The organism is Streptomyces sp. NPDC001108, from assembly GCF_053598535.1.
Genome location: NZ_JBSFKL010000004.1, coordinates 386,370 through 411,924, shown reverse-complemented (window position 1 = coordinate 411,924; position 25,555 = coordinate 386,370). Strand labels below are relative to the sequence as shown.

Sequence of the window (25,555 nt, the reverse complement as noted above, 5' to 3'; positions counted from 1 at the left end):
TTCATCTCTTCGTCCTTAGGATTCCGAGTACTCACGGGGCACTTGAGTCGACTGGCGGGGCAATCCCCACACGCGCATCAGGCGCGGAGGGCCCCGCCCGGAGGGGAATTCTGTGTTTTCTGCTTCTTCAGCGACCGCTTCGTCGTCCTCGGAGGCGACGGCCATATCTCCGAGGCGGCGCGGCATAGCCCGGCTGGCCGCGTCGGTGATGGCATCCGGTCTGGTCATGGCGGGCGCCTTCGTCGGCGCGGGCAGTGCCGTCGCCGACGAGACGCCGCAGCACCAGGGCGGCGCGTCCGCGGTGCTGGACGGCTTGAAGACCTTCGACCGTGCCGTCCTGCACAGCAACGGCCGGAACCAGCAGCTGCCCGCCGGTCTCTTCGAGATGACCGTCGACGGCGGCGGCAAGCTCAAGACGTACTGCATCGACATCCACAACCCCACCCAGGACCAGGCGAAGTACCTGGAGACCCCCTGGAGCCAGACCTCGCTCAACAGCAACAAGAACGCGGGCAAGATCCGCTGGATCCTCGAGCACTCCTACCCGCAGGTCGACGACCTCGCGGAGCTCGCCAAGGCGGCCGGCACCGGCCCGCTCACCGAGAAGACCGCGGCGGCGGGCACTCAGGTCGCCATCTGGCGCTACTCGGACGGTGTCGACGTCGACGCGACCGACGCCCAGGCCGAGAAGCTGGCCGACTGGCTGGAGAAGAGCGCCACCGACCAGGAGGAGCCCAAGGCGTCCCTCGCCCTGGACCCGGCGGCGGTCTCCGGCCGCTCCGGTGAGAAGCTCGGACCGGTCACCGTCCACACCAACGCCGGACAGGTCTCCGTGACCGGTCCCGTCGACGCCGCCAGCGGCGTCAAGGTCACCGACAAGGCCGGCCAGCCCGTCACCACGGCGGCCAACGGCGCCGAGCTGTACTTCGACGTCCCGGCGGGCACCGCCGACGGCACCGCCTCGCTGACCGTCCAGGCCACCACCTCGGTCCCGGTCGGCCGGGCCTTCGCCGGCGTCACCAAGAGCCAGACCATGATCCTGGCCGGCTCCAGCGAGTCCACGGTCTCCGCGACCGCCACCGGTACCTGGGCCAAGAAGGGCGCCATCCCGGCCGTCTCGGCCCAGAAGAACTGCGCCAAGGGCGGCGTGGACGTGACCGCGAGCAACGAGGGTGACGAGGCGTTCACCTTCCAGCTGGCGGGCAAGGAGCACACCGTCGAGGCGGGCAAGACCGAGACGATCACCGTCCCGGTCGCCGAGGACCAGGCGTACGACATCACGGTCACCGGCCCGAACGGCTTCTCCAAGACGTTCAAGGGCATCCTGGACTGCAAGACCAGCGGCAGCGGCAACGGCGGCAACGGCGGCACCGACACGCAGACCGGCGGCGACAAGACCCCGGCCACGTCCGGCGGCAGCTCGACCGGTTCGACCGGCGGCTCGGGCGACCTCGCCGAGACCGGTGGCTCCAGCGCCACCCCGGTCATCGCGGGCGTCGCGATCGCCCTCGTCGTCGTCGGCGGCGGCGCGGTCTTCCTCCTGCGCAAGCGCAAGGCCCAGCCCACCGCGCAGTAGCGGCGGGCGGGAGCAGCAGTAGCAAGGGCGGCCGCGCGACAGCGGGCCCCCGCCGTCACCCCGGCCCCTGGCCGGGGTGACGGACGGACGGCGGACCGTCACCACCGCCCGTCGACGACCCCGGCACGCCGCACCGGCGCGCCGGGGTCGTCCCATGTCATCCGGCGTCCCATGTCATCCGTCGACCGCCGCGCCCCGGGCACGTGCCGACGCGCAGGGTGCCGGAGGGCGCCGGTGGACGCCTGGCGGGGCGTACCGGGGCGTGGCGGGGAAGTGTGCCGGGGCGCCCCGGGCGCAGGGCCCGCCTCCCCGCCGGAGGGCGTCCGGGCGGGCCCGGAATACACCGTGGGCCGTACTGGTTTCCATCCGGGTACCCCCGTCAGGCAAGATGGGTGTATCTGCCCACTCATCGATTGCCGGACGGTTTCTCTTGGCTGAGTACATCTACACCATGCGCAAGACGCGCAAAGCGCACGGCGACAAGGTGATCCTCGATGACGTCAACCTGAACTTCCTGCCCGGCGCGAAGATCGGTGTCGTGGGCCCCAACGGTGCCGGTAAGTCCACGGTGCTGAAGATCATGGCCGGCCTGGAGCAGCCGTCCAACGGTGACGCGTTCCTGTCGCCCGGCTACAGCGTCGGCATCCTCATGCAGGAGCCCCAGCTCGACGAGTCGAAGACGGTCCTGGAGAACGTCCAGGACGGCGCCGCCGAGATCATGGGCAAGCTCAAGCGGTTCAACGAGGTCGCCGAGCTCATGGCGACCGACTACTCCGACGAGCTCATGGACGAGATGGGCAAGCTCCAGGAGGACCTGGACCACGCCAACGCGTGGGACCTGGACGCCCAGCTGGAGCAGGCCATGGACGCGCTGGGCTGCCCGCCCGGCGACTGGCCGGTCGTCAACCTCTCCGGTGGCGAGAAGCGCCGTGTCGCGCTCTGCAAGCTGCTCATCGAGGCCCCCGACCTGCTCCTCCTCGACGAGCCCACCAACCACCTCGACGCCGAGTCGGTGAACTGGCTGGAGCAGCACCTCTCCAAGTACGCCGGCGCCGTCGTCGCGGTCACCCACGACCGCTACTTCCTCAACAACGTCGCCGACTGGATCCTGGAGCTGGACCGCGGCCGCGCCCTGCCGTACGAGGGCAACTACTCCACGTACCTCGACAAGAAGGCCGCCCGCCTCAAGGTCGAGGGCCGCAAGGACGAGAAGCGCGCCAAGCGGCTCAAGGAAGAGCTGGAGTGGGTCCGGTCCAACGCCAAGGGCCGCCAGACCAAGTCCAAGGCCCGCCTCGCCCGTTACGAGGAGATGGCGGCCGAGGCCGAGAAGATGCGGAAGCTGGACTTCGAGGAGATCCAGATCCCGCCGGGCCCCCGGCTCGGTTCCATCGTCGTCGAGGTCGAGCACCTCTCGAAGTCCTTCGGCGACAAGGTCCTCATCGACGACCTCTCGTTCACGCTGCCGCGCAACGGCATCGTCGGCGTCATCGGTCCGAACGGCGCGGGCAAGACCACGCTGTTCAAGATGATCCAGGGCCTGGAGACCCCGGACTCCGGCTCCATCAAGGTCGGTGACACGGTCAAGATCTCCTACGTCGACCAGTCCCGCGCCAACATCGACCCGAAGAAGACCCTCTGGGCCGTCGTCTCGGACGAGCTGGACTACATCAACGTCGGCCAGGTCGAGATGCCCTCGCGCGCCTACGTCTCCGCGTTCGGCTTCAAGGGCCCGGACCAGCAGAAGCCGGCCGGCGTCCTCTCCGGTGGTGAGCGCAACCGCCTCAACCTGGCGCTGACCCTCAAGGAGGGCGGCAACCTGCTCCTCCTCGACGAGCCCACCAACGACCTCGACGTCGAGACCCTCTCCTCGCTGGAGAACGCGCTGCTGGAGTTCCCCGGCGCCGCGGTGGTCATCTCCCACGACCGCTGGTTCCTGGACCGGGTCGCCACGCACATCCTCGCGTACGAGGGCGACTCCAAGTGGTACTGGTTCGAGGGCAACTTCGAGTCGTACGAGAAGAACAAGGTCGAGCGCCTCGGTGCGGACGCGGCCCGCCCGCACCGCGCCACGTACAAGAAGCTCACGCGGGGCTGATCGTCTTGGCCCGTCACCTCTACAGCTGTCCGCTGCGCTGGTCGGACATGGACGCCTTCGGGCACGTCAACAACGTGGTCTTCCTCCGCTACCTGGAGGAGGCACGGATCGACTTCATGTTCCGGCTGGCGCCCGGGGACGGCTCGCCGTCCTTCTCGGGCGGGTCCGTCGTGGCCCGGCACGAGATCGACTACGTACGGCCGCTGGTCCACCGGCACGAGCCGGTGACCGTCGAGTCGTGGGTCACGAAGATCGGTGCCGCGTCGCTGACGATCGCGTACGAGATCAAGGACCCGGACCAGGTGTACGTGCGGGCCTCGACCGTCGTCGTGCCCTACGACCTGGCCGAGTCGCGCCCCCGGCGGATCTCCGCCGAGGAGCGGCTCTTCCTCCAGCAGTACATGGCCGAGGAGCCCGCGGCAGCATGACGGTGCCCGTACGGTCGCTGGAGTTCGCCGACGCGAGGGAGGCCGAGGATCTCGCGGCCTTCCTCGGTCGGCTCCTCCACTACGACCGGGCCGCCGCCGTGCGGATGCAGGCGGGCGGCGGCGCGCTGGCCGTCTTCGGCAGGCCGCCGTCGTTCGAGGTCCTCGCGGTCCGGGCGGCCCGGCTGGCCGGACCGGACGGTTTCGACGTCACCGTGTCCGCCGGTGAACTCCTCGAATCCCTCGGGGAGTCCACCGGCACCGGCGCGCTCCCGGCCCCCGTCACCGGCCCGCCGTGGACCGGGGTCCTCCCGCCGCGCGGCGGCTGGCACGAACAGCCGGGGCTGCCCGGCCCGGTGGACCTGCGCACCGCGCTCTCCGCCGCCGTGACCGAATTCCGCGACCGGGACACGGCGCTCCCCGAGCCCCACCGCACCCGGGCGGAGCGGGACCGGATCGGCCGCGAGATCTGGTCGCGCCCGGTCGGCCCGACCCGGCTCCCGCTGCGCGCCGTGCACGCCGCCCAGTCGCTCGGCTTCCTCCGCGCGGCGCCGGACTTCCCCGTCGCCCTGCTCGCCGCCGGTTCCTGGCTGCGGCTGCGCACCCCCTTCGGCTCCATCGCCCTGCGCGCCCCCGGCAGCGGGCTCGGCGACCTCGCGGTGACCGTCGGAGGCTGACACCCCCTACGGGGCGGCCAGCGCCCGGTCGACCAGACGGAGCGCCGCCAGGTCCTGCGCCTCCTGCGCCGGATCGCCCATCCGCAGGGTGAACGTGGCGCTGGTCGCGGCCCGCGCGCCGTCCGCGGTCACCCCGCTCTCGGAGACGACCCCCAGATGCGTACCGCCGTGGAACCAGACCCCGCCCCGGACGCCGGGGACCGGGCGCCAGGCGATGCCCAGCCCGTACCGGACGCCCGGCGCCGGGCTCCAGTCCTCGGCCGCCACCGTCTCCTTCATCGCCGCCAGCTCGGCCGGGCGCAGCAGCCGCCCGCCCATCAGGGCGCGGAGGAAGACGCCGTGCTCGTGCGGGGTGCTGATGACGGCCCCGTCCGCCCCGCCGCCGGACGCCAGCGTGGTGTCGGTCGGCCGCTTCTCGCCGGGGAACCAGGTGTACGCGCGGGCCGCCGGCTGCGGCAGGTACGGGGAGGTGCCGGGGGTGGACGTCCGGCGCAGCCCCAGCGGCTCGACGATCCGGTCGTGCAGCTCCTGCGCCCAGGGGTTGCCGGTCACCGCCTCGACGACCAGGCCCGCGAGCAGGTAGTTGGTGTTGGAGTAGCCCCAGCGCGGCCTGCCCGGCTCCGGCAGCCACTGCGGCGGGCGGCTCAGCGCGGCGGCGAGCTGGTCGGCGGGGACGGCGGGACGGAACCGGGACCGGCGGTAGCCCTCGGGGGTGAACGCGTCCGCCGCGTCGGGGGAGACGGCCAGGTAGTCGTTGAGCCCGCTGGTCTGGCGGAGCAGATCGGCCACGGTGATCCGGCGGCCGTCGTTCCCGTTCCCCCGCACGGTGCCGGGCAGCCACCGCTCCACCGGATCGGTGAGCCCCAGCCGCCCCTCGCCCACCAGTTGGAGGACGAGCACGGCGGTGAAGGTCTTGGTGTCGCTGCCGATCCGGTACGAGGAGTCCCAGGGCACCGGCTCGTGCGGGGCGCGCAGATCGGCGGATCCGGCGCGGGCGACGGTCCGGCCGGCGGCGCTCTGCACCTCGGCCAGGACGCCGGTGGCGCCGGTGGCCCGGATCGCGTCCACCGAGCGCTGGAGGGCGGTACGGGGGCCGGCGGCGGCCGACGCGGGGGCGGCGGCCGTGGTGACCAGGGCGGCGGCGGTGGCAGCCAGGCCCGTACGGCGGCTGATCACCGGACCTCCCCGGCGGCCGGGCAGGTGAGGTCGGCGGCGGGCAGGGTGCCGTGGCGCAGGTAGTCGTCGACGGCCCGGTCGGCACAGGGGACCGGGGTGAGCCCGTCCGTGCCGCGCCCGAACACCCCGTGCGAGCGGATGTCGGCCGTCACCAGCCGGGAGCCGGTCAGCCGCCGGTGCAGGGCGAGGGCCCCCTCGTACGGGACGTTGTTGTCCCGGCGGGCCTGGAGCATCAGGACGGGCACGTGGTTGCCGATCGCCGTGGCGGGCTCGCGGGAGGGGCTGGTCCAGAACGCGCACGGCGCCGTCATCCCGTTGACGAACGGGCCGAAGACGGGCTGGCCGGACCGGCTGCGCTCCATGTTCCGCCAGTACGTCTCCGGGTCCTTCGGCCAGCCGCCGGCCGGCCAGCCCCGGTCCCCGCACATGAAGAGCGCCCCGCCGAGCATGCTGTCCGCCAGCTCCGGCGAGCCGAGCAGTTCGAGCAGTCCGGCCAGCTCCGGGCCGGGCTCGACCGGCCTGCCCGCCGCCGCGTCGGTCAGGTCGCGCACGGTGGAGGCGAGTGCCGCGTCGTACTCCGTGTGCTGGACGAACTGGCGCAGCACCAGCCGCAGCAGCGGGGCGTCGAGCGGGAGGCCCGAGACGGTGACGGGGCGGTGCTCCGCGCCGTCGAGCAGCCGCTGGACGCTCGCCCGGACGCGGGCGGGGGTGGTGCCGAGCCGGTAGACGGCGTGGTGCCGGGCGGTCCAGGCGGCCCATTCGTCCAGGCCCGCTTCGAGCGGCGCGCCGGACCGCTGGAACAGTTCGTACTGGGTGGCCGCCGGGTCGGTGGAGGAGTCGAGGACGATGCGGTCGGCGCGGCGGGGGAACATCTGGGTGTAGACGGCGCCGAGGTCGGCCCCGTACGAGACCCCGTAGTACGACAGCTTCGGCGCGCCGAGGGCGGCCCGGATCGCGTCCATGTCGCGGGCGACGTTCCTGGTCGTGGCGTGCGGCAGCAGCCGGGCGTTGTCCCCGTGCCGCAGGCAGCGCTCCGCCGTGTCGCGGGCGGACCGCACCGAGCGCTCGAAGTCCGCGCGGGGGCTGGTGACCGGGCCGGGCGCGGGCGCCGGGGCGGCCGGGTCGCAGCCGATCGGGGTGGACCCGCCGAGGAAGCGCGGGTCGAAGCCGATCAGGTCGTAGCGCGCCGCGACGTCCTTCAGCGCCGGGCGCAGCGACAGGGGGTGGGCGAGCCCGGTGCCGCCCGGCCCGCCCGGGTTGGAGAGCAGGATGCCGCGCCGCTCGCTCCGGGGTGCGGTGGCCCGTATCCGGGAGATCGCGATCCGGATCACCGGGCCGCCGGGGTCGGCGTGGTCGAGCGGGACGGTGACCTTCGCGCACCGTGCGCCGGCTTCGGTCAGCTCCGGCTGGTCGGCCGGACAGGGGCCCCAGTCGAGCCGTTGCCGGGCGGTGGCGGTGGCGGGGGCGGTCCCGGGGTCCGGGGCGGCCGACGCGGGCACGCCGCCCGCGAGCAGACCGGCCAGACCGAGCCCGGCGGTGACCAGTGGAACGAGGCGCATCGTGCTCCCAGCGTCGAGGTACGGCTTCCGTCCTCGACGCTAGGGGCGCGCACCCCGGGGAACCATCGGGCCACCCGGCGGAGCCGAGCGGGGGAAAACCCCACCCCAACTGCCGTTACTTGCCCGGCTGTTCACCGTCCGGCCAGATCTCGATGTGGTCCCGCTCCAGCTCCAGCAGCACCCGGTGCTCCATGCCGAGCGCCTCGGTGTAGTCGGCGGGCAACTGGAGCCGCCCCGCGCGGTCGAGCATCGCGTACTCCCGGGCCACCTGGGACTCCAGCCCCGTCGCGGCGTCGACCTCGGTGCGGCGCAGCACCTCCGAAGAGGTGCGACCGTCGCGGATCGCGACCGTGCGGCGCACCTCGTCGGCCACCGCCTGGTCATGGGTGACGATCACGATGGTGGTGCCGAGCTCCTCGTTGGCGCGGCGGAACGCGGCGAAGACCTGCTCGCCGGTGGCCGAGTCGAGCTCGCCGGTCGGTTCGTCGGCGAGCAGCACCGACGGGTTGTTGGCGAGTGCCACCGCGATGGCCACCCGCTGCTGCTGGCCGCCGGAGAGCTGGGCGGGGCGCCGGTCGCGGCAGTCCTCGACCTCCAGGATCCGCAGCAACGACTCGGCGCGGGCGGCCCGTTCGGCGCCCCGCAGCCGCTCCCGGCCGCGCAGCTGCATCGGCAGGGTGACGTTCTGGAGGGCGGTGAGGTAGGGGAGGAGGTTGCGGGCGGTCTGCTGCCAGACGAAGCCGACGACCTCCCGCCGGTAGCGGAGCCGTTCCTTCGGGCCCATCGACAGCAGATCGCGGCCCGCGACCGTCGCCGAACCCGCGGTCGGCACGTCCAGCCCGGCCAGAATGTTCATCAGGGTCGACTTGCCGCTGCCGGACGCGCCGACCAGGGCCATCAACTCGCCCTCGGACACCAGGAGATCCAGGCCCTGGAGGGCCTGCACCTCCACCCCGTCGGCGGAGAAGATACGGACCAGCCGGTCGCAGGCGATCAGCGCGTCGTGCCCGTAGGAGGGCCGGTCGCGGCGGGCGGCGGCCCGCTGTTCGAGCTCGGCGAGGCTGAGGCTGGTGTCGTCCGACGGCGACGTCATCGCGGGTCTCCTGACCTGAGTTCGGTGATCGGTCCGCGGCGGCTCGCCCACCACGCCTGGGCGGCGGCCGCCCCGACGGTGAGGACGACGACGCCGAGTGCCGGGAGCGTCAGCGACCACGGGGCGGGCCGCAGCAGGGCGGCGTCCGGTGCGGCGTCGTCCGTCCCGTTGAAGAGCGCCAGCCCCGCGAGGTCGACGCCCGGCGCCAGCAGCGCGATCGTCGCCCAGCCGACCAGCACCCCGCCGAAGGCCGCGGGCAGCGCCTGGGGCAGCGATTCCAGGGCCAGCAGCCGCCTGCCCTGCCGGGAGGTGAGCCCCATGGTCCGCAGCCGGGCCAGCAGCGCGGTGCGCTCCGGAGCCGTCCGCAGCAGCGACAGCAGGACCGCCAGCAGGGCGTAGCCCGCCCCGACCCCGACCGCCGCCGCGTAGATTCCGCGCGTGCCCCGCTGCATCGGGGTGTCGACGAAGGCCGCCCGCTCCTCGGCGCGTATCCGTACGGAGATGTCCTTGCCCGCCTCCCGGGCCGCGGACCGCAGCGCCTTCGGGTCCGGGGCACCGGCCACCAGCAGGGTGGTGGTCCACTGCCGGGTGAGCACCGCCGAGTCGACGAGCAGGAAGTCGTGGTCGGGGACGGCGGCGGTACGCGGCATGATCCCGGCCACCCGCACCCGGAGGTCCCCGGCCGGGGTGGTCAGGTCGCGCGGGCCGTCGCCCAGCTCGGCGGCGACGGACGGCGACGCGATCACCGGTACGGCCCCGGCCCCGCCCTTGCCCCGGTCCGCGCGCAGCCGGTCCGGCTGGAACGTCCCCAGCTCCGCCGTGCGGGCCAGCCGCGCGTACGCGTCCGGATCGACGCCCAGCACGGTCGCGTTCTTCATGCTGCCGGTACCGTCCGCGCCGGGCGGCAGCGGCACCCCGGACACCACCTGCACCTCGGCCACCCGCCGCACGCCGTCCGCCGCCCGGACCTCCCGGATCAGCCGGGCCGGGAGCGGCGCCGCGTCGAGCAGCCCGCTGATCCGGGCGTCCGCGCCGACCTCCAGCACCGCCGCCCGGTCCCGGGCCTCCGAGACCCCCGCGAGGACCGAACCGCCGAACGCCGCCGTGGTCAGCGCCAGCAGCAGCGCGAGCAGCGGCAGCGCACCGCCCGCCGAACCCCGCCCGGCCCGGGCCAGCGACAGGAAGCCGATCGCCCCGCGCCGCCGGGCGACGGCCCGCGAGGCCAGCCGCAGCGGCAACGGCAGCAGCCGCACCAGGACCAGTGCCGCGATCAGCCCGACGAGCACCGGCGCGGCGCTGACCAGCAGATCGCCGCCGCCCTCCGCCGTGCCGCGCCGCCGCAGCCCGACCACCGCGCCCACCGCCAGCACCAGCACGGTGAGCTCGGCGACCGTACGCAGCCGGGACGGGCGGGCGGTCATCAGATCGTCACGGGCCCCGGGCAGCCGCGGCCGCCGGTGCGGCGCCACCGCCCCCACCGGCACCGCCACACAGACCAGAACGGCGACGGCGACCGGCCCGGCCACCGCGAGCCCCGGCCGGGCCGACCCGAAGAACGGCAGCGCGGCCAGCAGCCCCAGCGCCGCCGCGGGCACCGCGACCACGGCCGTCTCGGCCAGCAGCCGCCCGGCCAGCCCGGCCAGCGAACCGCCGCGCGCCCGCAGCAGCGCCAGCTCCTCCCGGCGCCGCCCGCCGATCAGCCCGGCCGTCATCAGCAGCACCACGGCGGCGACGGCCCCGACCCCCACCGCGGCCACCGTGACGACCGGCCCGATCGCGGTGCGCAGCGTGTCGTACCCGGCGAGGATCTGGTCCAGGCCGGTCGTGAACACCGCGTTGTCACCGGCCGTCGCGCGCAGCCGCACCAGCCCCGGACCGCCCTCCAGCGAGGCGAGCGCCGTGCGCAGCCCCGGCACATCGGCGGCGGTCAGACCGGAGGCGTCCGGCGGGAACCGCCAGAACATCTCCGGCTCACCGGTCGAGCCGAGCAGGGCCGGCGCGGCGTCCTGCGGCAGCAGCACGGTCGCGGTCCAGTAGTGGCGCGGCGGGTCCAGGCTGGGCGGGTTCGAACCCGGCTCCGGCACCAGGGCCGGGGTCCGGAACAGCGGCTCGGCCGACCAGTAGGTGCTCCGCGGCTCCCTGGGGGTGACGATGCCGGTGATCCGTACGGTCAGATGCTCCCCGGCCCGGGTCGGCACGGAGACCGTCGCCCCGAGCCGGGCGCCCAGCGCCTTCGCCGTCGCCCCGGTGACCACGCCCTCCACCTCGTCGGTGTCCTCGGTGACCAGGCCGCGCACGGCGGGCCAGGACCCCGAACGCAGCGTGGCGTGGTCGCGGAGGTCCGACGGGGTGGCGTAGCTCAGTTTCGGGTCGACCCCCTCGGGCCGGGGCAGCCAGGGTTCCGCCGCGGCCATCGGCTGCGCGGTGCGGAAGCCGTACGAGGAGTCGGCGGCACCCGGCCGCACCTCGGCGGGCATCGCGGCGCGCGCCTTGTCGTGGACGGCCTTCAGCGCCGCACCGCGCACCGCCGCCTCGCGCTCGGCCGGGGGCAGTTGGAGGCTGGGCTGCGGGCTGATCAGCTCCAGGACGCTGCGCCCGGCGCCGGCGGAGGTGATGTCCTGGCGCAGCCCCTCGGTCCCCTGGTGCTCCACCGCGCGCGGGAAGACGGCCGAGAGGAACGCGGTGACCAGCACCAGCAGCGCCAGCGCCCAGGCGGTGCCGGGCGCGGTGCGCAGCCGGGTGCGCACCCAGGGCGCGTCGGCCGGGTGCCGGCCGGTGCGAACGGAACGCGAAGTCATGTCAGCTGTCCCCCTGGACACGCAGCGAGGTGGCGGTATCGATGCCGCGCAGGGCGAGGAACACCACGGTCAGCAGCGGAAGCACGGCGACCCCCGCGAGCAGCATCGCGGTCTGCCCGGCGGGCAACCGCACCAGCACCCCGGGGACCGGCGCGGTGGCCTGCCCGGTGAGCACGACGAGCGGCACGACGGCCCGGTTCAGCACCGCCCCGAGGACCGTCCCGACCAGCAGCGCGATCGTGATCAGCACCCCCTGCTCGACGGCGATCATCCGGGTCAGCCGCCTGCGCGGGGTGCCCAGCGCCCGCAGTACGGCGAATTCGCCGTTCCGCTCCCGCTGCGCGCCGACCGCGCTCACCGCGAAGCCGACCGCGGCCAGGGCCGCCGCGGTGACCGCCATCGCGGGCAGCGCGGACTGCGGCCCGGCGCCCAGCGGATCGCCGGTCAGCTCCCGGGCGATCTCGTCCCGCACCAGGATCCGTGCCGGTTCGCTGTCCGGCCGGGCCCGCAGCGCGGCGGCGGCCTCGGCGGTCCGCCCGGGTTCGGTGGCGAGCCACCACTCGTTGGCGGTGAGCACGGCGCCGGGGCGCTGGGCGAAGACCTGGCCCAGCGCCCGGAGGTCGATCAGCAGGGCGCCGCCGTCCCGGGCCGCCACAGGGGCGGAAGATTCCATACCGACACCGGTGGTCGGCAGTTGCCGGACCGTGTCCGCGATCTTCACCCGGACCTTCTCACCGGCCAGCGTGACATCGACGACCTGCCCCTTCCGGGCCCCGGCCGCCTTCAGATAGGCGTCGGTGGCGAGGGCGTTCGGCACCGGGGGCTTCGGGCGGGGCACGGTGACCCGCATCGAGTAGGCCGGGGTGTAGTCCCAGTCGTTCGGGGCGTAGGTGATGTCGTAGCCGACGGTCAGCGGGTGGTCGGCGGAGGCGGACGCGGTCAGCGGCTCGGCGGGCGCGGGTTCGCCGCCGGAGCCGGTGCCGGACAGCGCGGCCCGCCAGCCGAAGCCCGCGGGGACCGGGACCGCCCGCCCGGTGCCGTCCGGGCCCGTGGCCCGCAGGCCCTCGACGGTCAGCCGGTGCCGCTCGTTCCCTTCGAACGGGCGGTTGCCGGTCAGCTCGAAGCCGGTGACCGTGAAGTCGACGCCGTCCGCCACCTCGACGGTGAAGGGGTGCGCCCTGCCGTCCGTCGGCACCGCCCCGGCCACCACCCGGTACGGCAGCCCGTAGCCGTCCTCCACGAGCACCGAGAGGACCGGGTCGTCGCCCGTCGCCCGGTGCTTCGCGTCCGTGGTGATCCGCGCGTCGAACCGGAACCGGGTGCTGCGCCCGGGCAGCGGCAGCCCGGTCCGGGCGGGCCGCGGCGCGGCGAGCGGTTCGAACAGCCGCTGACGGGGCCGGTCGGTGAGGTCGTCGCGGATCAGCATCCGGTCGGGGGCGTGCGCGGTGTCCAGGGCGAGGACCGTGGCGGTGCGCGCGTCGGAGAGCTCGGTCTCCGTCCGGAGCGCGGGCGCCGCGTCCCGCACCCCGGGCAGCCGGGCGTAGCCGACCGCGGCCGCCGGATTGTCCTGGACCCCGGTCAGCACGCGCAGGGACGCACCGGTCCGGAAGTCCGCCTGGTCGCTCTGCGAACGGTCCCAGGAGGCGCGCTGCCCCACGGCCAGCATGCCCATCGCCACCGCGAGGACCAGCAGCAGCACCGGCCCGGCACCCCGCAGGGGGCGGCGGCTGAACTGCCAGCCGGACAGCGCGGCGATCAGCCCCCGGCCGCCCGCCGCCGCCCGCTCCGCGAGCCGGGCCGCCGGCGGCAGCAGCCGCAGCGTCAGCACCGTGCCCGCGAGCAGCAGCAGCGCGGGCGCCGCGACCAGCAGCGGATCGATCCCCAGATCGCCCCGGCGGTCCCCGCTCAGCACGCCGCCGCCGAGCTCCGAGGCCCGACGGTCCAGCTGCCAGTAGGCCACCCCCGCGATCAACAGCAGCCCGATGTCGGCGCCCGCCCGCAGCGGTCCGGGCAGCGACGCCGCCCGCCCCGCCGGACGGTCCCCGGCCCCGGCCGACAGCGCGGGCGCCACCACCGCCAGCGCGCACGCCAGCGCGACACCCACGGAGACCAGCCACACCGCCCCGGTGGCCCCCGCCTCGATCCGCACCCCGACCCGGGCCAGCGCGCCCCGGTCCGCGAGCAGCCGGGTCAACGGCCCGGCGAGCAGCGGGGCCACCAGCGCGGCGGGCAGCGCCAGCAGCAGCGCCTCGATCGCGGCGAGCGCCGTGATCCGGCCGCGCGAACCGCCCCGGGCCCGCAGCAGCCGGGTCTCCCCGGCCCGCTCGCTGCTCAGCAGCCGGGCCACCAGCAGCAGCGCGTACCCCGCGAGCAGCACCAGCTGCACCGCCACGATCATCAGCGTCGAACGGGAGACCAGCAGCGCCCGGTCGATCTGCTCCAGCACCCGGGGCAGCGAGGTCCGCGCGGAGGCCCCGCTCTTGAACTCGGGAGCGGACGTCACCCGCTTCGGGGCGGCCTCGGCGGAGGCCCGCAGCCCGTCGATACGGCCGGTGGTGACCGTACGGAAGTCGGCGGACGCCAGCCAGGACATCGTCCCGGCACTGACCCGCCCGGACCCGGGCACGGCCGCCCCCGTGAGCAGCGGTCCGTACGTGGTGAAGGCGAGACGGCGCACACCGCGCCCGCCCAGCTCGTCGAGCTGCCAGTACGGGTCGGCCGGGTCGGCGACCTCGTACACCCCGGTCACCAGGACGGGCAGCGGCTTGTCGGTCAGCCGGTCGGTGACCGTGAACCGGGCGCCGGGCTCCAGCCGCAGCGCCTTGGCCGCGGGCAGCGGCAGCGCGGCCTCGACGGGCCCGCCGTCCGCCCCGCCGTCCGGTGCGGGCGCCCGGCCCGAGGTGATCCGGACGCGGCTGCGGTCGAGCGCGGCGAAGTGGGCGAGATCGGGGTCGTCGGAGCGGAGGCGGGGGGCCCGCAGTCCGGTCGGCAGCGCGTACGCCCCCGAGGTCTCCAGCGTGCGCACGGTCACCGGCAGACCGTCGAAGGCCGCACCGGCCGCCTTCCGGGCGACGGCGTCGGCCGCCTCCCGCCGGTCGGGCGGCACCTGCGCGGACACCGCGAAGGAGGCGTCGGCCGCCGAGCGGTGGGTGAGGGCGTTACGGAGCGCCGCGTCGCCCACCGAACCGGAGAAGGCGGTCAGCGCCGCCAGCACCGATGTGGTCAGCAGCACGGCGAGGACGGCGGCGCAGAGCAGCAGCCGATGGGCCCGCACCCGCAGAAAGACGAACCCCGTCACTCACGTCCCCCTGAGCCCTCAGCACTCTCACGCCCCCCGGCGTGAGCTCGATGCTTTCAAGGGCTGGAGGCTCTTGGAAACCGCTTGCGTCCGTACTTGATTCGATTGTGACCGTTTATCGGTGCTGGAGGGTCGAATTCCGGCTTCAGCCCGAAGTGTTGATCATCGAGGCGGCGGCGTAGGTGAGGTAGTCCCACAGCTTCCGGTCGTGCTCCGGCGCCAGCCCCAGCTCGTCGAGCGCCACCCGCATATGGCCCAGCCACGCGTCGTGCGCCGCCCGGTCCACCCGGAAGGGTATGTGCCGCATCCGCAGCCGGGGATGCCCGCGCCGCTCGCTGTACGTACGGGGGCCGCCCCAGTACTGCATCAGGAACAGCGCGAACCGTTCCTCGGCCGGGCCGAGATCCTCCTCCGGATACATCGGCCGGAGCAGCGGGTCCTCGGCAACCCCCTGGTAGAAGCGGTGTACCAGGCGCCGGAAGGTCTCCTCGCCGCCGACCTGCTCGTAGAAGGACTGCTCCTGAAGCGTGTCGCGCGGAATCTCTGTCACCCGACCATGGTCGCAGACGCACCGGCCGAGGACCGGGGTCCTAGGTCCCTTCCCTTCCCCTCTTCTCCTTCCGTCCCCGTACCGAGTCCTGGCGACAGGGCGACCGGCGAGGCGGCAGCCGTGAGGACGAGCCCGCCGAGGCGCGCCCCCACGTCCTCCCACATGTGCGTCACCTCCCACCGCCTTACCGCGCGAGCCGGTGCTCAGTGCCCCGGGGACGGAGGTGCCGAGCTCCGGGCGCTGCTGACAGGGGGGAATCGTCGAGAAACCCGCGCGTCCCAAAGCCGGGGTATATCCATCATGGGCAGGCCCCCGGATTGCCCGGGGGCGCAGACTTGGGCAGGCAGGACAGAGACCGATGATCTACCAGCCACCAACGGCGCTTCCGCCGGACCTTCTCGGCGACGAGGACGTACAGCGCGCTTTGCGAGCTCACGATTTCGGGACCGTGTTCCGCATTGCGCGCGAGAGGGCCGGCATCAGCTACTCGAAGATCGCGACCGAGTGCGACACCAAGCCCGACCGGGTCGGGACCCTCGCGCGCGGGACAGGGCGCATCACGTCTTTCGAGAAGGTGGTGCGGATCGCGGACGCCTTACGCGTTCCGGGACACATGGTCGGTCTCGCTCCCCGCCCGTGGGAGTCGGAAAGGGCTTCTGCAGGACCGACGAGTACGAACGGACCGCGATTGCACCGCCGCACAATTCTCCACGTGGCCACCGCCACCGGCCTGGCCGCCGCTCTGCCCGCCCTCCCCGCCGAGCCTCCACCGGACCGGGTCACGAATTCCTACATCGACCGACTCCGCGAGCGTACTGCCCGCCTCCGCAAACTCGATGACGTCCTGGGCGGAGGCGACACCTATCGCGTCTACCTCAGCGAGGTGCAACGGACGAAGGCGCTCCTGCGGAGCCGGTCGTTCTCGGACGATTCCCGGCGCCGCCTGACCTCGCTCATTGCCGAGCAGGCTCAGCAAGCCGGCTGGGCGGCCTTCGACGCCGGCCACGGCCGGGAGGCTGCCTCCCTGTATCAGGAGAGCCGGGAGTTCGCCCGGGAAGCGGGAGACGGGGCGCTCTACAGTAACTCGCTGGCCTTCCTCGCGTACGGGACCCTCGCCAAGGACCGGAGGACCGCCGTCAGCTTCGCGGAGGAGTCCTGCACCACGATCACCGCGAGCACACCAGCCACGGTGCGCGCACTGCTCTGGGAGCGGTTGGCTTGGACCTACGCCGTCGACCAGCAGCCGGTGGGAACGGGCCGGGCGCTCCACGCCGCCCGGACGGCTCTGGAGGAGGCGCCAGACGGCGAGGCTCAGCCGCACTGGTCCGCGTGGGTCGACCAGCAGGAGTTGGACATCATGACCGGGCGCTGCTGGACGGAGCTTCGCCGCCCTCTGCGCTCCGTGCCGGTGCTGTCCTCCGCGCTCAGCCGGTTCCCGAACGAGCACGCGCGCGACAAGGCCCTGTACCTTTCCTGGCTCGCCGAGGCGTACCTGACGGCCGGGGAGATCGAGCAGGCGGCAACGACGACACGCCGCGTGCTCGAACTCTGCACGGGCGTGTCCTCGGCCCGGCCGCGCAGGCGACTCGCGATCGTGGTCGACCGCCTACGCCCATACGGAGACGTCGCGGAGGTCCGGGAGGTCGTCGACCTCGCGGACGCCTAGACCTGGGCCGGGGAGACGGATTCGCTGATCCACGTCTTGCACCGTTCGGCGCCGAGCACGATGGGGACGGCGCACACCTCCGGGTTGTCCCAAGGGTGGTTCTCCAGGAGGTACTTCTCCAGGTCCACATAGCGCTCGGTCGTCGTCTTGAGGAGGAGCTGCCACTCCTCTCCGGTGCCGTACTCCCCCAGGTGCCAGAAGACCGAAGTCACCGGGCCGATGATCTGGGCGCCGGCGGCGAGGCGGTTCTGCACGGCCGGCCCAGCGAGGGCGATGGCCTGCGCTTTGGTCTCCGTGGCGGTCGACACCTGCACGTATTCGCTCATGGCCGGAGCCTAGGCGCTGGCCGCAGTCCCTGGCGGGTGTGCGGCGACGGCCACGACACCCCGCCGTGTTGCCGGAACACCCGAATGCTTCCCCGGGCACTCCTCCCTCTTGCGATGCACCGCGTTCGACGCCGCACGCCGACCGTCGGGGAGTGCGGGGCAAGTTGGCCACGGGCCGAGCTTCACGAGATCAAGCCTTGACAACTCCGATGGGGCGCATGGGACTACGGCACGCACGCCCCCTCCATGGGGATCCCCTGCGTGGTCTGTTCACCGACCGGCCGTCGGTATGCACTGTCGCCATGACCATCCTTTTCGAGCGTGCTGCGTCCACCCCCGATGGCATCAACCCTTCCCGGGCCCGTGACGTCGTCCGGGCCCTCTACAACCGCCCACCGCTCACGGCCGCGGACCTGAGCGCACCTCTCCTCTCCCTGCCCGGGGGCGCGGAGGGTAGGTACTCGCTCCCCGGTGCCGTCCAGCTCTCCGAGGTCTCCACAACGGTGGCCCGCTGGGCGGATCTCGGCATCCGTGGCGTCAAGGTCTTTGCCTTCGGGCACGACCGCGACAGGTACGCCACCGGCGCCACCGCCCCGGACAACCGCATGATCCGCACCATCAAGGCAGTGAAGGAGGCCGCGCCGGCCACGGCCGTCACGACGGAGGTGTGTGGCTGCTCGTGGACGGACCACGGTCAGTGCGTGCTGCGCACCGACTCCGGGGACATCGACCTGGAGAGCACCTACCGCCTCATGGGCGCCATGGCTGTCATGCACGCAGAGGTCGGCGCCGACTGCGTGTCCCCCACCGCCATGCTCGACGGATCGATCCAGGCCGTTCGCCAGGTCCTCGACGCCGAGGGACACCGTGACGTCGGCGTGAACCCCAACCTCGCTATCCACACGAGCCTCTACGGCCCGTTCAAGACACTTATGCAGACCGACCCCCGGTCGGGACACCGCCGCGGCCTCCAGCTCGAACCGGGCCGCGCGCAGCAGGACACCCTCCTCCAGGCCCGCCGCTGGATCGCCGAAGGCGCCGACTCCCTCACCCTCCAGCCCGTCATGACGACCGGGGACGTCCTCGTACGGCTCCGCGACGAGCAGAAGGTACCGATCGTGGCCTACTCGACCTCGGGGGAGTGGGCCGCGCTCCAGGCCCTCGGCACGGCCGGGATGGTCGAGTATCTGGCCATGCTCGTGCGGGCCGGTGCGGACCAGGTCCTCACATTCGCCGCCGAGGCCGTGGCCGAGCACCTGGAGGCGGGCCATGCGTGACGTGCCCTGTCGGCGTCCGGCGCGGCTCGACGCGATTCTTGATGACGCAGCCCGCGCCGAGTTCGCGATGTCCTGCGAGGACCGCACCGGGAGCCTCCTGGCCACCCTCGCCGCGTCCAAGCCGAACGGGCGCTTCCTGGAGCTCGGGACCGGTGTTGGGGCCGGCGCCGCGTGGCTGACCTCGGGCATGACGTCTGGAGCCCGCCTCGTCACCGTGGAGGCGGACGCGACGGTCCAGGCCATCGCCCGCCGTAATCTGGAAGGCGATGCCCGGATCGAGTTTGTTCATGCAGACGCGGACGACTGGCTCACCCGGGAGACGGGGCTGTTCGACTTCGCGTACGTCGATTGCAGGCCCGGCAAGTACCTCCGGCTGTCGGATCTCCTCGCGCTGCTCAAGCCGGGCGCCCTCTACGTCGTGGACGACATGCTCCCGCAGGCCACGTGGCCCGACGGCCACCAGGCGCGGGTGGACGGCTTCCTCGAACGACTGCCCGAGGTGCCCAACTTTCGCGCCACGCCCCTGCGCTGGGCTTCCGGGCTGGTGGTCGCCGCCAGGATCTGAGGGTCTATCGTGCCCTCATGGCCCATGATCTGATTCGCATCGTTTCGCGCGATTCGCCGATGGCGCTCGCCCAGGTGGAGCGTGTCCGCGCCGAGCTGGCCATGCTCCACCCGGACGTCAGGACCACGGTGCTCCCCGTGAAGACGACCGGCGACAAGTGGATGGGCGACCTGGCGAAGGTGGAGGGCAAGGGTGCCTTCACGAAGGAGGTCGATGCCGCACTCCTCGCCGGCGAGGCCGACCTCGCGGTGCACTGCGTCAAGGACGTCCCCGCCGATCGGCCTCTCCCGGCCGGAACTGTGTTCGCCGCGTTCCTCAAGCGCGACGACATCCGGGACGCCCTCGTCCACCCGGGCGGCCTCACCCTGGACGAGCTCCCCGCAGGCGCCCGGATCGGGTCCTCCTCCGTCCGTCGGATTGCCCAGCTCGCCGTCTCCCACCCGCACCTGGAATGCGTCCCGATGCGCGGCAACGCAAACCGCCGTCTGGAGAAGCTGGGGAACGGTGAGGCGGACGCGCTGATCCTGGCTGTCGCCGGTCTGGAGCGGATCGGCCGGACCGACGTCATGACCGAGGTCCTGTCCACCGACGTGATGATGCCGCCGATCGGCGCGGGCGTTCTGGCGCTCCAATGCCGCGAGGGCGACACGGGGCTGATCGATCTGGTCAGCGACCTCGGTGACCGCGACGCGTACCGCGAGACCGAGGCCGAGCGGATGCTCCTCCATGTGCTCCAAGGGCACTGCAACTCCCCCATCGCGGGGTACGCCCGGGTCGAGCGTGGTGGGGAGCTCTCCCTGAGGGCCGCGGTGTTCTCACCGGATGGAAAGATCATGCTCAACGCGCACGAGTGGGCGGGGAGGCTGACCCCTGCCACACTCGGTACCTCCGTGGCTGTCGCGCTGCTGCGGCAAGGTGCCCGCGAACTGATTGACGGCATCCCGCATTAAGGTTGCCCACCCGGGGCCGGCTCCGTCGGCTGGAGGACGGAACGCTGGATCGATGCTGAGCCGTCCGGTCTCCGCGAGATCACGCCTCGCCGCCCGCTGCCGGACAAGTACGCCAAGGCCCTCACCGCGGAGTGGCCCCGCCATACCTGGCGGTCGATGGCATCCGCGCCTGCGAGATCTGCCGACCGGCCGTCGGGCCCCGGCAATCTTCGACCAGGTCCCTTCCGCCCCTCCCGCACGGGCTCCTGGCGACGGGGAGGCCGGCGCGGGAAGGTGGAGGCAGGGAAGGCGGAGGCAGGGACGCCCGCACCGACCCGTTCGCCGGGGCCGGTGCCGAGGAGCGGTGGGCGATGGTGGACGGCATCGTGGCGGGTGGTGGCCTGGGCGACCCGGCCTGGCGGGCCGCGTTCGAGCAGGTGCCGCGCCACCTGTTCGTGCCGTACTACTTCACCGGGGAACGGGACCGGCTCTGGTGCGAGGACCCCGACCCGGACCGGCGGGCCCGCTGGCTGCGCGGGGCGTACGTGGACACCCCGCTGGCCATCCGCATCCGGGACGGCGAACTGATCTCGTCCAGCAGCCAGCCCTCCCTCATGGCCCGGATGCTCGAAGAGCTGGACGTACGGGACGGCCAACGGGTCCTGGAGATCGGCACCGGCAGCGGTTACAACGCCGCACTCCTCGCCCACCGGCTCGGGGACGACGCGGTGACCACCATCGACCTCGACCCGGAGCTCACCGAGGCCGCCCGGCGCCACCTGGACGCGGCCGGACACCACCCGGCCGTGATCACCGGGGACGGCACCCGGGGCTGGCCCCCGCGCGGCCCCTACGACCGGATCATCGCGACCTGCACCCTGCCGTGCGTACCGTGGCCCTGGCTGGAGCAGTGCGTGCCGGGGGCCCGGATCCTGGCACCGTTCGCCACCGGGCTGATCTCCCTGCGGGTGCGGGAAGGGCCGCGGGGGAAGCGCGCCGAGGGGCGGTTCCTGCGTACGGCCGCCTACTTCGTACCGCTGCGCGGCCTGCCGGCCCGGACCGGGTACGACCCCCGGTTGACCGGAGTGCCCCGGCACATCGCCGAGAACGACCTCTTCCGCTTCCTGCTGGCGCTCACCGGGGCCGCTCTCGATCCGGGCGGGGCGCTCCGGCTCTGGCGGCGCGAGCGGCATCCCGGACGCGAACGCTTCGGCATCACGCTCGCCGACGGACGGCAGTGGGCCTGGCTGGACGACCCCGAAGGACCGTACACCTGGCCACTGCCGACCGCCTGACGCGAACGTCCGGAGCGGAACGGATCAGTCGCGGCGGATCGTGATCGTCGTCCACGCCCCGACGTGCACCCGGTCGCCGTCCTTGAGCGGGACGGGGACGTAGGGCTGGATCGGGTCCTCGGCGCCGTTGAGCGTGGTGCCGTTGGTGGAGTTCTGGTCGACGACGGCCCAGCCGCCGCCGGGCTGCTGCACCAGCACCGCGTGCTGGTGCGAGACGCCCGGGTCCTCCGGCGGCACCGACAGGTCGATGTCCGGGGACTCGCCCGTGCTCTGCCGGCGGCGGCCGACCGTGACCTGCGGACCGGAGAGCGAGAGCTGCTGCTCGGGGGAGTACGCGGGCAGGTTCAGCCCGGTCGCCTCGGGACCGCTGCGCTGCATCATCGCCAGGAAGTACTCACGGTCCGGGGCGATGACCGCCGTCCAGCTCGCGGGCGCCGGGTTCTGGCCCTGGCCCGGGAACGGCGGCTGCTCCTGCTGCGGCGGAGCCTGGGCAGGGGTGGGCGGCGACAGCATCCAGTCGTCGCCCCCGCCCTGCGGACCCTGCGGCGCGGGCGGCTGCGGGGCGGCCGGGGCGGGACCACCGGGCCGGTCGAAGGACGGCGGCGCCGAATGCTGCTGGAAGGGCGGCGGCGGTGCGGACTGCTGCTGGAACGGCGGCGGAGGCGGCGGACCCGGCTGCGGGAACGGCGACGGAGACGACTGCGGACCACCGGGGCCGGGCGGCGGCGGGGGCCCCTGCGGCCCCGGGGCCACCGGACCGGGAGTCTGCGGACCCGGCGGGGGAACCAGCGGACCCGGAGCGGGCGGCGGGGACGCCTGCGGACCGGGCGCCCCCGGACCAGGCGCGCCGGGACCGGGCGCGACGGGGCCCGGGGCCCCCGGACCGGGCGGCGGCGGAGGCGGGCCGGGGCGGCTCTCCGGATCGGTGGCGAGCGGCTCGGCGGACCGGTTCACCTGCGAGGGACGCGAGCCCTGGTACTCGAACGGATCGCGCGGCCGCGCCGGACCCGGCGGCTGCTGCGCCTGGAAACCCGGCGGCAGGTTCAGCCCGGGCGGCGGCCCGGAGACGTTGGGCGTGGGAGCCAGCGGCGTGTACGACGTCGCGGTGTTCGTGAGGTAGTTCCAGCGGCACTCCTCGCAGAACGGCGCCATCGCCTCGCGCGGCGTGCGGCACTGCGGGCAGAGCTCGGCCTGCTGGGTCGCGTCGGCCCCCGGCCCCTGCGGGAAGCCGTAGCCGGCGGCGGGCGGCGGGGGCGGCGGCGGGGGGACCGCGCCCGCGGGCGCGCCCGCGCCGGTCATGCGATGGCCGCAGACCTCGCACCAGTCATCGGAACCCGACTGGTGTCCGTTCGGGCAGGTCGGCATGTCGGCGCTTCCCCCTCTCCTGGGCCGGCCCCGGGGCCGGCGTTCTTCCGCTGCTCGACGCCCGGCGGGACCTTCCGACCGGGCGGCTCGAAACCGTGGCTCTGTGGTTATTTCTTGACGCGTACGGTCTTGGTCGAACGCGTTTCGAGGGTCATCTCGTCGGCGTCCGCGACCTTTGCCTTGAGTCGCACAGTACCGGTCGCGGCGTCCACGACGTCCACCACCTTCGAAAGCAGTTTCGCAGTGTCCTCGTTCCCCGAGGCCGACGCCAGCTGCACCGCGCGGCCCAGTTTCGCGGTCGCGCCGTCGAGGTTCCCGGACTTGCGGGCGTCCAGACCCTGCTGGATGACCTGGGCCAGCTCGGCCTGTCCGGTGTAGTGCGCGACCTGCGGATTGATCGAGGTGGACGCCGCCATGTCGTCCGTCCACACGGCCCGTACCAGCCCCTGCGAGAGCGTCTGCGGAGTGGCGCCGCCCGAGGGGTCGGGGAGGATCAGCGAGACCCGGGACGCCAGCATCTCCTGGCCGATTCCGGCCTGCGGGACCCGTACGCACACGTGGTAGTCGCGGGACTCGTCGCCCCAGGAACCCGTCGGATAGTCCCCGGCCCGGGGGCCCGCCGCGGTGCGCCGGCCGGTCAGGTCGACGACCGAGGGCGCGACCTGTTTCACGAAGACGATCTCGGCCCCGACCGGCGTCCAGAGCCGCAGCGCCACGTCCGCGACCTCCTTGCCCATCGCGTTCTCCATCATCCGCGTGAAGTCCGCCGCCAGCCCCGCCGGATCGGCGACGATGTCGGCCGTGCCGAGCAGCGCGGAGGCGATCGCTGTGACTTCTTTCACCTCCCAGTCGGTGCCGACACCGCGGGCGTCGCAGGTGAAACGGCCCGCGCAGGAGTCGAGCGCGGCCCGCAGGTCCTCCGGCGCCTCGTGCTCGTTGCGGCCGTCGGTCAGCAGGACGCCGTGCCGGATGTCCACGTCGGCGGCGCCGAGCAGCCGGTCGGCCAGCCGCAGCCAGGTCCCGATCGCCGTACCGCCCCCGGCGCTCAGCGCCCGCAGCGCCCCTCGCGCCTCGGCCCGGGTCCGGGCGTCGGCCACCGCGAGGGCGCCGTTGCCGGGATAGACCTCCTTGGCCACATGCGTACCGGCGACGACGGCGAACGAGGTGCCGTCGCGCAGGGTGTCGATGGCCGCCGCCGTCGCGTCGCGCGCGTTGCGCATCTTCGTGGGCGGGTAGTCCATCGAACCCGAGCAGTCGACCATGAGCACCACCGCGGCGCTCGCCGCCCGCCCCGCCCCGCGCGGGGCACCCGACAGCGGTGCGCCGCCGGTGGTGCCGCCCCCGGTCGAGGTGACCGTGACGATCGCGTTCACCTCGCGGCCGCCTTCCGGCAGGTAGGCGTTCTGGTACACCTCGACGGAGAACTGCGGCACGGTCGACTTGGAGAAGTTGGCCATCTGGTCGGCTCCTTGGGACTCCGGACGTCGGATGAGGACGGCCGTGAGAGAAGAGAGAAACAAGAGAAGGCGTCGGGGGAGCGGACGGTCGGGAAAGAGGAACCGGGCGTTACGGAACGAGGTTCACGAGGTCCCGCAGGCCGATCCTGCCCCCTGCGGCTCCACGGCGAACGGCACCAGAGCCACTGTTACGTTGTCGTGGCCCCCACCGTCCAGCGCGTGGCCCACCAGCACCTGGGCGCCGTGCAGGGGCCGTTGCGACGCGTCGGCCGGGACCACCGCGGCCAGCTCGGCCGCCGACTCCGCGTAGTTCCACAGGCCGTCCGTGCAGACCACCACCAGACCGGACCGATCCGGCTTGAACGACGCGGTGTGCGGCTCCAGGTCGTACGCGTCGGCGCCCAGCCACCCCGTGATGGCGTGGGCGCGCGCGTCCGCGTACGCCTCCGCCTCGTTCATCAGGCCCGCCGCCACCATCTGCGCGGCCCACGAGTCGTCCTCGGTGAGCCGGGCGGGGCCGGCGGTGCGGTCGTCGGGCACCCAGTACGCCCGGCTGTCACCGACCCAGCCGACGACCAGCAGGCCGTTGGCCATGATCGAACCGACCAGGGTGCACGCCGGGGCGTTCTGCCGGCGGTGCTGCTCCTGCTCCGCGGCCGGGCCGGGCTCCCGCGCCAGGGCGTTGACCGCCTCGGACGCCGCGAGGATCGCGTCGTGCATCGCCTGCTGCGGGTGGGTGCCGCGCGGCAGCGACTCCAGCAGCGACTCGTTGGCCGCGCCCGCCGCCGCCGCCGACGCCTCGTCCGGGCGGCTGGCCGAGGAGACGCCGTCGCAGACGATCGCGACGACCGCCGGGGAGCCGTCGGGCAGCGCCGTGGTCGACACCGCGAACGCGTCCTCGTTGCGGTGGTGGCGCAGCCCCCGGTCGCTGACCGCGGCCACCGAACCGAGCTCCTGCTCCATGTGGTCGCGCTCGCGCGGCTGGGCATGGCCGCAGTTCTCGCAGTAGCCGTCGTCGTCGACCCGGCCCGCCCGGCAGGCCACGCACACCTTTCCCCCGGCCGCCGGGGCAGCCGCCACCGGCTCCGCCGCGGGCGTACGGGGATCGGGCGCGGCGGGGCCGGCGGCGGGAACGGGACCGGGGGCCGCCGCGGCCGCCGGATCCGGCGCGGCCAGCTCGAAGTCGCCCGAACCGGCATCGGACACATCCGGCACGTCCGGCGCGTCCCCGGCGGACGCGGCGGGCGCGCCGGACGGGGCGGAGGGAGCGGGCGGCGGGGCCAGGGCGATCGTCGGCCGGTCCTTCGGGACGGCGGGGACGGCCGACAGGTCGTACCCGCACGCACCGCAGAACAGATCCCCCGGCTCCAGCGGCTCCTCGCAGCCGGGGCACTTCGACAGGGCCGTCTCCTGGGGTTTCTCCGACAT

At 73.8% G+C, this 25,555-nt stretch carries 19 protein-coding genes and 1 pseudogene; 10 read left to right on the top strand and 10 right to left on the bottom strand.

What is annotated here, in order from left to right; genetic code table 11:
* Positions 1 to 112: 112 nt before the first annotated feature.
* The 4 genes from ACWC97_RS13215 to ACWC97_RS13200 all read left to right on the top strand — a co-directional run bounded on the left by ACWC97_RS13215 (position 113) and on the right by ACWC97_RS13200 (position 4,773).
* Positions 113 to 1,576 carry a Cys-Gln thioester bond-forming surface protein gene (locus ACWC97_RS13215; protein WP_352275419.1) on the top strand — a complete coding sequence of 488 codons (1,464 nt, stop codon included), beginning with the start codon at positions 113 to 115 and terminating at the stop codon, positions 1,574 to 1,576.
* Between the two features lie 430 nt (positions 1,577 to 2,006).
* Positions 2,007 to 3,671 carry an energy-dependent translational throttle protein EttA gene (ettA, locus tag ACWC97_RS13210; protein ID WP_352275418.1) on the top strand — a complete coding sequence of 555 codons (1,665 nt, stop codon included), beginning with the start codon at positions 2,007 to 2,009 and terminating at the stop codon, positions 3,669 to 3,671.
* 5 nt (positions 3,672 to 3,676) lie between these two features.
* The gene (locus ACWC97_RS13205) at positions 3,677 to 4,099 is read left to right on the top strand and encodes an acyl-CoA thioesterase (RefSeq protein ID WP_352275417.1); all 423 of its coding nucleotides are present in this window, start codon (positions 3,677 to 3,679) and stop codon (positions 4,097 to 4,099) included.
* Complete coding sequence (locus tag ACWC97_RS13200; RefSeq protein ID WP_352275415.1) at positions 4,096 to 4,773, top strand: hypothetical protein; 678 nt, start codon at positions 4,096 to 4,098, stop codon at positions 4,771 to 4,773. Before ACWC97_RS13205 ends, ACWC97_RS13200 begins: the two co-directional genes overlap by 4 nt.
* 6 nt (positions 4,774 to 4,779) lie before the next feature.
* Here the strand turns inward: ACWC97_RS13200 and ACWC97_RS13195 are convergent, their stop codons facing one another.
* The 6 genes from ACWC97_RS13195 to ACWC97_RS13170 all read right to left on the bottom strand — a co-directional run bounded on the left by ACWC97_RS13195 (position 4,780) and on the right by ACWC97_RS13170 (position 15,247).
* Positions 4,780 to 5,949, bottom strand: coding sequence for a serine hydrolase domain-containing protein (locus tag ACWC97_RS13195; RefSeq protein WP_450649178.1), 1,170 nt, complete (start codon positions 5,947 to 5,949; stop codon positions 4,780 to 4,782).
* Positions 5,946 to 7,508 (bottom strand): alpha/beta hydrolase, encoded by a 1,563-nt coding sequence (locus ACWC97_RS13190; RefSeq protein ID WP_450649176.1) that lies wholly within the window; start codon positions 7,506 to 7,508, stop codon positions 5,946 to 5,948. The genes ACWC97_RS13195 and ACWC97_RS13190 overlap by 4 nt, the downstream gene beginning before the upstream one ends.
* 115 nt (positions 7,509 to 7,623) lie before the next feature.
* Positions 7,624 to 8,601, bottom strand: a complete 978-nt coding sequence (locus ACWC97_RS13185) for an ATP-binding cassette domain-containing protein (protein ID WP_450649174.1) — start codon at positions 8,599 to 8,601, stop codon at positions 7,624 to 7,626.
* Entirely contained in the window at positions 8,598 to 11,399 is a 2,802-nt protein-coding gene (locus ACWC97_RS13180; RefSeq protein WP_352275410.1) for an FtsX-like permease family protein, read from the bottom strand. The genes ACWC97_RS13185 and ACWC97_RS13180 overlap by 4 nt, the downstream gene beginning before the upstream one ends.
* A gap of 1 nt (position 11,400) precedes the next feature.
* Positions 11,401 to 14,697: an ABC transporter permease gene (locus ACWC97_RS13175; RefSeq protein WP_352275408.1), complete on the bottom strand. Its 3,297-nt coding sequence runs from the start codon at positions 14,695 to 14,697 to the stop codon at positions 11,401 to 11,403.
* A gap of 145 nt (positions 14,698 to 14,842) precedes the next feature.
* Positions 14,843 to 15,247: a globin gene (locus ACWC97_RS13170; protein WP_352275406.1), complete on the bottom strand. Its 405-nt coding sequence runs from the start codon at positions 15,245 to 15,247 to the stop codon at positions 14,843 to 14,845.
* Between the two features lie 358 nt (positions 15,248 to 15,605).
* Between ACWC97_RS13170 and ACWC97_RS13165 the strand changes: the two are divergent.
* Positions 15,606 to 15,851 (top strand): annotated as a pseudogene (locus ACWC97_RS13165) (helix-turn-helix domain-containing protein); the annotation flags it as partial.
* 108 nt (positions 15,852 to 15,959) lie between these two features.
* A complete protein-coding gene (locus ACWC97_RS13160; protein WP_450649261.1) occupies positions 15,960 to 16,913 on the top strand; it encodes an XRE family transcriptional regulator in 954 nt (317 codons plus the stop codon).
* On the opposite strand, the gene cutA is transcribed toward ACWC97_RS13160, so the two are convergent.
* Positions 16,910 to 17,239, bottom strand: a complete 330-nt coding sequence (gene cutA, locus ACWC97_RS13155; RefSeq protein WP_450649171.1) for a divalent-cation tolerance protein CutA — start codon at positions 17,237 to 17,239, stop codon at positions 16,910 to 16,912. The two genes, ACWC97_RS13160 and cutA, sit on opposite strands and share 4 nt — an antisense overlap.
* 302 nt (positions 17,240 to 17,541) lie before the next feature.
* Between cutA and ACWC97_RS13150 the strand changes: the two genes are divergently transcribed.
* The 4 genes from ACWC97_RS13150 to ACWC97_RS13135 all read left to right on the top strand — a co-directional run bounded on the left by ACWC97_RS13150 (position 17,542) and on the right by ACWC97_RS13135 (position 21,305).
* Complete coding sequence (locus tag ACWC97_RS13150; RefSeq protein ID WP_450649169.1) at positions 17,542 to 18,516, top strand: hypothetical protein; 975 nt, start codon at positions 17,542 to 17,544, stop codon at positions 18,514 to 18,516.
* Entirely contained in the window at positions 18,509 to 19,081 is a 573-nt protein-coding gene (locus tag ACWC97_RS13145) for an O-methyltransferase (protein ID WP_450649167.1), read from the top strand. Before ACWC97_RS13150 ends, ACWC97_RS13145 begins: the two co-directional genes overlap by 8 nt.
* A gap of 17 nt (positions 19,082 to 19,098) precedes the next feature.
* Positions 19,099 to 20,031, top strand: coding sequence for a hydroxymethylbilane synthase (gene hemC, locus ACWC97_RS13140; protein WP_450649165.1), 933 nt, complete (start codon positions 19,099 to 19,101; stop codon positions 20,029 to 20,031).
* Between the two features lie 350 nt (positions 20,032 to 20,381).
* Positions 20,382 to 21,305 (top strand): methyltransferase domain-containing protein, encoded by a 924-nt coding sequence (locus ACWC97_RS13135; RefSeq protein WP_450649163.1) that lies wholly within the window; start codon positions 20,382 to 20,384, stop codon positions 21,303 to 21,305.
* Positions 21,306 to 21,329: 24 nt separating this feature from the next.
* Here ACWC97_RS13135 and ACWC97_RS13130 read toward each other — a convergent pair whose 3' ends face one another.
* From ACWC97_RS13130 to ACWC97_RS13120, 3 genes are all read right to left on the bottom strand, one after another.
* Positions 21,330 to 22,670, bottom strand: a complete 1,341-nt coding sequence (locus tag ACWC97_RS13130) for an FHA domain-containing protein (protein WP_450649161.1) — start codon at positions 22,668 to 22,670, stop codon at positions 21,330 to 21,332.
* Between the two features lie 107 nt (positions 22,671 to 22,777).
* A complete protein-coding gene (locus ACWC97_RS13125) occupies positions 22,778 to 24,127 on the bottom strand; it encodes a vWA domain-containing protein (protein WP_352275403.1) in 1,350 nt (449 codons plus the stop codon).
* 123 nt (positions 24,128 to 24,250) lie between these two features.
* The gene (locus ACWC97_RS13120) at positions 24,251 to 25,555 is read right to left on the bottom strand and encodes a protein phosphatase 2C domain-containing protein (RefSeq protein WP_450649159.1); all 1,305 of its coding nucleotides are present in this window, start codon (positions 25,553 to 25,555) and stop codon (positions 24,251 to 24,253) included.